Source organism: Citrobacter sp. wls718 (assembly GCF_005280945.1).
Classification (GTDB): domain Bacteria; phylum Pseudomonadota; class Gammaproteobacteria; order Enterobacterales; family Enterobacteriaceae; genus Citrobacter; species Citrobacter gillenii.
Genome location: NZ_SZWV01000036.1, coordinates 66042 through 72515 on the forward strand (window position 1 = coordinate 66042; position 6474 = coordinate 72515).

Below are 6474 nucleotides of genomic sequence, written 5' to 3' on the forward strand. Positions count from 1 at the left end.
CATGAAGCCCGATGCCCAGCGCGTTAAACAGTTCCTGCTCAGCCTGCAGGATGATATTTGCCAGCAACTGTCTGCCGTAGACGGCGCTGAATTTGTTGAAGATAGCTGGCAGCGCGAAGCAGGTGGCGGCGGACGCAGCCGGGTGCTGCGTAACGGTGGGATTTTTGAACAAGCGGGCGTGAATTTCTCCCATGTCCATGGTGACGCGATGCCAGCCTCGGCGACAGCACATCGACCAGAACTGGCCGGGCGCAGTTTTGAAGCGATGGGCGTGTCACTGGTGGTGCACCCGCTCAACCCGTACATTCCCACCAGTCATGCCAACGTGCGGTTTTTTATCGCCGAAAAACCCGGTGCCGATCCGGTGTGGTGGTTTGGCGGTGGCTTTGATTTAACGCCCTACTACGGCTTTGAAGAGGACGCCGTTCACTGGCACCGTACGGCGCTTGAGCTGTGCCAGCCGTTTGGCGATGACATTTACCCGCGTTACAAAAAGTGGTGCGATGACTACTTTTTCCTTAAGCATCGCAACGAACAGCGCGGCATCGGCGGACTGTTTTTCGATGATTTAAATACCCCGGACTTCGACCACTGTTTCGATTTTATGCGAGCAGTTGGCACAGGCTATACCGACGCGTATCTGCCGATCGTTGAGCGGCGCAAAGCGATGAGTTGGGGTGAGCGCGAGCGCAACTTCCAGCTTTATCGTCGTGGACGCTACGTGGAATTTAACCTGGTGTGGGATCGCGGCACGCTGTTTGGTCTACAGACTGGCGGGCGTACGGAATCCATTCTGATGTCGATGCCGCCGCTGGTGCGCTGGGAGTATGACTGGCAGCCGGAAGCGAACAGCCCGGAAGCCGCCCTTAGCGAGTTTATTCAGGTGCGCGACTGGGTGTCATTGCCTGATGGCGGCTAACGCCTTATCCGGCCTACAACTTCAATAATGGCACCGTCCCGTAGGTCGGATAAAACGCGAAGCGTCGCATCCGACTCAATAATCTCATCACGCCCACTGACGCATACGCTGATGCAGCGTGAGCGACGGTTTCTCGGCAAACAGCTGCTGGTAATCGGTGGCAAACTGCCCTAAATGCCAGAATCCCCACTGCATCGCGGCATCTTTTACCGTCGTACTCTGCGACCACGGGCTGATAAGCTCACGGCGGACTGCGTTCAAACGAATGCGTTTTAACCAGGCATTCGGCCCGATCCCCAGGATCGCATGGAAGGCATTTTGCAAGGTTCTTCGGCTGACATGCAGCTGATTGCACAGGTCGAGCACGGTCAGCGGCTCCGACATATTTTCCAGCACATATTCGCGCGCACGCGACAGCAACCGACGGTAACTCTGATGGCTGATACTCTCGGCGGTGATGATCGGCTGGGCTTCATCCAACATGGTACCCATCGCCAACAGCAGATTATCCCCTAACACTTTGCGCACCGCAGGCTGGCGAAGATTTTCAGGATTCTCGCTAAACGTCGCCAGCGCCTGTTGCACAAAGCCCCACAATGCGGCTTTGTGTTGTTCTTTTACTTCCAGCGCCGACTGGTTGCGCAGCATATGCAGCACCCTTTCCGGGTTGTGCAGGAAGTTAGCCTGACGAGCGATCGCCTCTTCAGAGATCACGACGCCAAGAATGGTGTAGTCATCCGGCGTACTCAGCTCAAATTCCGTCCCGCCCGGACGGGTCGCAATTTCAGCGCTACCCAGACATTGGGTGCCAATAAACCCCTGTTCGCCGCGCGTAGCCGGAATGCCAAACCAGAATGAATTTGGCCAGACGAGACAGGACTGACGCAGCGCCAGACCGGTGTATTCACGGAACACCTGAATATCATCAAGCAGGATTTCAGTGAACTCGCCATGAAATTTACCTGGATGCAGCTGGTCGTAGATCTGCTGCCAGGCGGTAATGGTCAGCGCGTGCTCATACACATCCGTTGTTCGCCGCTGATGAACATTGTCCACTTCCACTTTCGGCGTAAGTTTAACGTCTTCGGGTAATACTTCATGATAAAGATGGTGCAGGTTTGCAGTACGTTTCTTTTTCATGACCTTTGAAGCCGGAAGCTTCGCTGAAGCCCCCGGCCCTCCGACAGGTTAATTTTTTAAGCGATAGCGACTACTGCGTTTACGCAACGCTCCGGCAGAAAAGAGCTGTTCCAGCGCAATTCTGGCTTTATCAAGTGACCAACCAAAGTGCGCGGCCACTTCCCCTGCCGTCATTCCCTGACGGACCGATGTTAACAGCGCCAGTAATTCGTCAGAGGATTCAGAGGACACCGGTGCTTCCTGCGTCTTCTCTGTTTTCACGTCTGATGTCACTTCCGGCTTCGGTTCTGATTTCTTCGGTTCTGGTTTTTTCGGCTGGCGCGTAAAACCGCCGATCAGCCACTGGGTGTCATCATCCGGCCGTCCTATCTCCTTGCGGCTGATAACACGTCCTGTACGCGCAGCAGCAGCACAACCGGCATCCAGCGCTGCACGACACGCCGCCAGATCGCCTTCCACCACCAGCGTTAGCCTGCCAGGATCGAGCACCTGGTGGCTAAGCAGACGCACGTTCGCGGCTTTCAGCATGGCATCCGCCGCGTCTACAGCAGCCACCATGCCATCCACTTCCAGTAATCCCAGTGAATTGATCATTGCAACCTCTCTTACGCGCGCTGGACAGGATTACGGGCAATATCCAGAACAGCATCAGCGAAGGCGTTACAGGCTGCTTTACAGGCGGCCTGGCTACCGGTTAAAAACGCCGCCGAGTAGTTGGTTTCTGACGGTGGCGGCACGTAGGTAACAATCTGTACATCGGCAGATTTCAGCGCAGCATCAATCCCGTAGGTTGCTTCTAATGGCGGAGCCACCAGATAAGCCATCGGATCGCCCAGTACGCATCCCGCCGTAGCAGAAAGGTATGAACCGGTACGCGATACCACGTGTGCCAGGAAAGCCGTATTTTCTGCATCATTGGCCCACTGGAACGCGGCGCCATTTTCAATATTGGCCACCATCGCATCCAGACCCGCGCGAACTTCCGCCGGGTTAGGTCCACCGAGCATAATCAACACTTCACCTGCCGTTGGAGAAGGTCCGTGCGCCGCACCGGCATACAGCGAGCGGCCATAAACCACTTCGACCATTGCCTGTTTTGTCGCTTCGTCTGCGGCAATATACGCCACGTCATCAGAGTCTGCTGTGATGAGTCCGAGGCTACGTATATGTGGCGGTAATTTAAGTTCGCGGGCAAAACCGTCATTTACCGAGGCAATCACGCGCATGGCGGTGACTGAAGGTCTAATCAAATCTAATGCTGGCATGATGCCTCCTTAACGGGTCATGTTGATGCCGGACGCTTTTTGCTCCAGCATGCGTTTGGCCAAATCCACGATTACCGCAGCCGCTTCGACCGGTGGCGTACCGCCCTGGTGAATGTTGGAAATACAGGTTCTGTCGGCCTCAACGGTAGTCGCCACGCGCGGTGAATAGACGGCGTAGCAGGAAAGACTTTCCGACTGGCCTAAGCCCGGACGTTCACCGACCAGCAGGATCACCGCTTTCGCACCCAGCAGCTCGCCAATCTGATCTTCGATTTTCACGCGGCCATAGCGGACAAAGAACGGCGTGCCAACCTTCAGCCCAGCCTGTTTTAATCCAGACAACAATGGCGGCAGAATCTCTTCGTAGTTGGCGGTGATGGCATCCGTAGACAGGCCATCAGAGACAATCACCTGGACATCCGGGTTCACCACGCACTGGGATTTCAGCGCTTCAATCGCTTCTGCACTCAGACGACGGCCCATGTCCGGGCGGGTCAGGTACAGATTTTTGTCACTGATTTCCGAGCGCACTTCCAGCAAGCCTTGTGCTTTCACCCACTCTTCCGGCACCTCTTTCAGCACGGTATCTTTCGAGCGTGAGTGGTCAGCCAGGAAGCGCAGCAGCGCCTGGGTACGCGGACGAGGGCCAGCACGACCGGTACAGACACGTGCAGCGGTGCTGCGACGCAGCTCCGTCAACACTTCTGCGCGGTGCGGGTTTTCAACGCCAATCCACGCTTTCGCTTCCGGCGATCCTAAATCCATGGCACAGCTTTCGCCCGTTGGTGCGGCGCACTGCGTGGTGCTGCATTTCACTTCCGCTGACGGCGCTTGAGCCTGCGGTTGTGACTCACCCATTGACGCCATTACGCTGCGTACAATTTCTTCAATCTGTTTTTGATCCATCGTGTGTCATCCCCGCGTCATCAGAAGAACAGTGACGGATCGCCCGCCCGTTTGGTCAGGCGACCGTTTGCCATAATGCCCATGTTTTCCAGCCAGCGTTCAAACTCCGGCGACGGACGCAGGTTCAGCAACTGGCGCACAGTCGCGGTGTCGTGGAACGCGGTGGTCTGATAGTTGAGCATGATGTCGTCACCGAGCGGCATGCCCATGATGTAGTTGCAGCCTGCAGTGGCGAGCAGAATCATCAGGTTTTCATTGAGGTTCTGGTCAGCATCGGCATGGTTGGTGTAACAACAGTCACAGCCCATCGAAATGCCGCTCAGCTTGCCCATGAAGTGATCTTCTAAACCGGCGCGAATAATCTGGCGGTCATTGTAGAGATACTCTGGCCCGATAAAGCCGACAACGGTATTCACCAGGAACGGATCGTAGTGGCGTGCCAGCCCGTAGTTACGCGCTTCCATCGTCACCTGATCGGCACCGAAGTTAGCGCCAGCAGAAAGCGCAGACCCCTGCCCGGTCTCAAAGTACAGGCAGTTTTCCCCGGCGATACGGTTGAATTCAGCGCCCACTGCACGCGCCTCGTCCAGCATCGCCAGCTCAACGCCGAACTCTTTCAAGCCTTTCTCGCTACCGCAGATACTCTGGAAAATCAGCCCGCCCGGCGCGCCGCGACGAATCGCTTCGATCTGGGTAGTAACGTGCGCCAGCACGCAGCCCTGAGTAGGAATGTTATATTTGTCGATCACGCCATACACGGTGTCGAGTACGCGGCTTAAGTTCTCCACGTCATCGGTTACCGGGTTAACGCCGATCACCGCATCGCCCGCACCGAAAGAAAGCCCTTCGTAGATTTGCGCGGCAATACTCTGCACATCGTCACGGGTGTCGTTCGGCTGCAAACGGCAGCTGAAGGTGCCCGGCAAGCCGATCGTGGTGTTGGCTTTTTTGATCACCGGCATTTTTTTGCCGCCGTAGATCAGGTCCGCGTTGGAGCAAATTTTTGCCACCCCAGCGACCACTTCTGACGTTAACCCTTTGCGCATAAACGCAATGTCATCGACAGAGGTTTCATCACTCAACACGTACTCGCGCAGCTCACTGATGCTCCAGTTTTTGATGCGGTTATAGGCTGTTTCGTTGACGTCATCCTGAATCAGACGCGTGACGCAGTCCTCTTCATAGGAAATCACCGGGTTGTTGCGAATATCCGCCACCGTCATTTCCGACAACACCTGTTTGGCCGCCACGCGCTCCTGTGAGCTTGTCGCGGCGACACCTGCCAGCACATCCCCCGAACGCAGTTCGTTGGCTTTGGCCAGCACCTCTTTTACATCCTTAAACTGATAAACATTGCCGAACAATGTGGTCTTTAGTTTCATAAGTCGTTCCCTCAGGAAGGAAATGCGAGTGATTTCACCGTCACCGGCACAACCGATCCGCCAAAAAGAGGCGTACCAATGTCGATATAGTCCCCCGCCCGGACAATCACCTCATCGATGACCGCCAGCGGGTGTTGCTGTAACTGTGGGCGTAACAGCATGCCCAGGGCTTTACCAAAATCCTGCTCGGCTACCACCAGCAGGGGATGCGGATTCGGATAACGCGCGACAAAGGCCAGCAGCGCGTCGATGACCGTTAATAGCGCGGCGTAGCGCACCGGCAGCGACCCGGGCAGCGCCAGCACATAGGCGTCTGTTTTCGGATCAAGATCGAGCTGCACCAGCGCCAACTGCCAGGCCGCCACCAAATCAGCGTCGTCAACCGGGATCGCCACCGGCAGATTGCGCAGCGGAAGTGCCACGCCTTCCAGCCAGATGGTGCTGCCCGACAGCGACAGCGTATGCGCCCCGGCGCCAATCACCGTGGCGCGCACGGTTTGCGCCGGGAACTGCACGTTCATCTCACGCAAGCGCGGATGTTCATGCAGCGCCGTCGCCAGCAGCGGTCCAATGTCAGAAAAACAGAACGGATCGGCAGGCTGGTTGCGGTAGCACTCGCCCACTCCTCCGGAAAGCGTAATCACATCCGGTTTCACGCCCGCAGGCAGTAAACCAGTTTGCATCAGCGCCTGCGCCAGGGCAGAAGGCGTGCCGTCAATCACTTCCACGATCAGATTCGCCATTCGCCGCGCGACCTGGACAAGCTGTGCGGCATTGAGCGTTCGGGCGTCGGTACCGGCACCAAACACCTCGTCGACGATCATCTGTCCCGGCTGGTGCGCATGGACCACGCGCCCCTGAC

At 56.6% G+C, this 6474-nt stretch carries 7 protein-coding genes; 1 reads left to right on the forward strand and 6 read right to left on the reverse strand.

Annotated features, from left to right (window positions below; translation table 11 throughout):
* Position 1 precedes the first annotated feature (1 nt).
* Positions 2 to 919, forward strand: a complete 918-nt coding sequence (hemF, locus tag FDW95_RS06785; RefSeq protein ID WP_115257822.1) for an oxygen-dependent coproporphyrinogen oxidase — start codon at positions 2 to 4, stop codon at positions 917 to 919.
* An 87-nt stretch (positions 920 to 1006) separates the two neighbouring features.
* Here the strand turns inward: hemF and eutR are convergent, their stop codons facing one another.
* The 6 genes from eutR to FDW95_RS23530 form a co-directional block, all read right to left on the reverse strand.
* Positions 1007 to 2059 carry an HTH-type transcriptional regulator EutR gene (gene eutR / locus FDW95_RS06790; protein ID WP_115257821.1) on the reverse strand — a complete coding sequence of 351 codons (1053 nt, stop codon included), beginning with the start codon at positions 2057 to 2059 and terminating at the stop codon, positions 1007 to 1009.
* Between the two features lie 48 nt (positions 2060 to 2107).
* Complete coding sequence (gene eutK, locus FDW95_RS06795) at positions 2108 to 2653, reverse strand: ethanolamine utilization microcompartment protein EutK (protein WP_096756236.1); 546 nt, start codon at positions 2651 to 2653, stop codon at positions 2108 to 2110.
* A gap of 11 nt (positions 2654 to 2664) precedes the next feature.
* Positions 2665 to 3324 (reverse strand): ethanolamine utilization microcompartment protein EutL, encoded by a 660-nt coding sequence (gene eutL / locus FDW95_RS06800; RefSeq protein WP_096756235.1) that lies wholly within the window; start codon positions 3322 to 3324, stop codon positions 2665 to 2667.
* A 9-nt stretch (positions 3325 to 3333) separates the two neighbouring features.
* The gene (gene eutC, locus FDW95_RS06805; RefSeq protein ID WP_115257820.1) at positions 3334 to 4230 is read right to left on the reverse strand and encodes an ethanolamine ammonia-lyase subunit EutC; all 897 of its coding nucleotides are present in this window, start codon (positions 4228 to 4230) and stop codon (positions 3334 to 3336) included.
* 20 nt (positions 4231 to 4250) lie between these two features.
* Entirely contained in the window at positions 4251 to 5612 is a 1362-nt protein-coding gene (gene eutB / locus FDW95_RS06810; RefSeq protein ID WP_096756233.1) for an ethanolamine ammonia-lyase subunit alpha, read from the reverse strand.
* Between the two features lie 11 nt (positions 5613 to 5623).
* A partial coding sequence (locus tag FDW95_RS23530; RefSeq protein WP_249358937.1) for an ethanolamine ammonia-lyase reactivating factor EutA occupies positions 5624 to 6474 on the reverse strand: 851 nt, incomplete at its 5' end.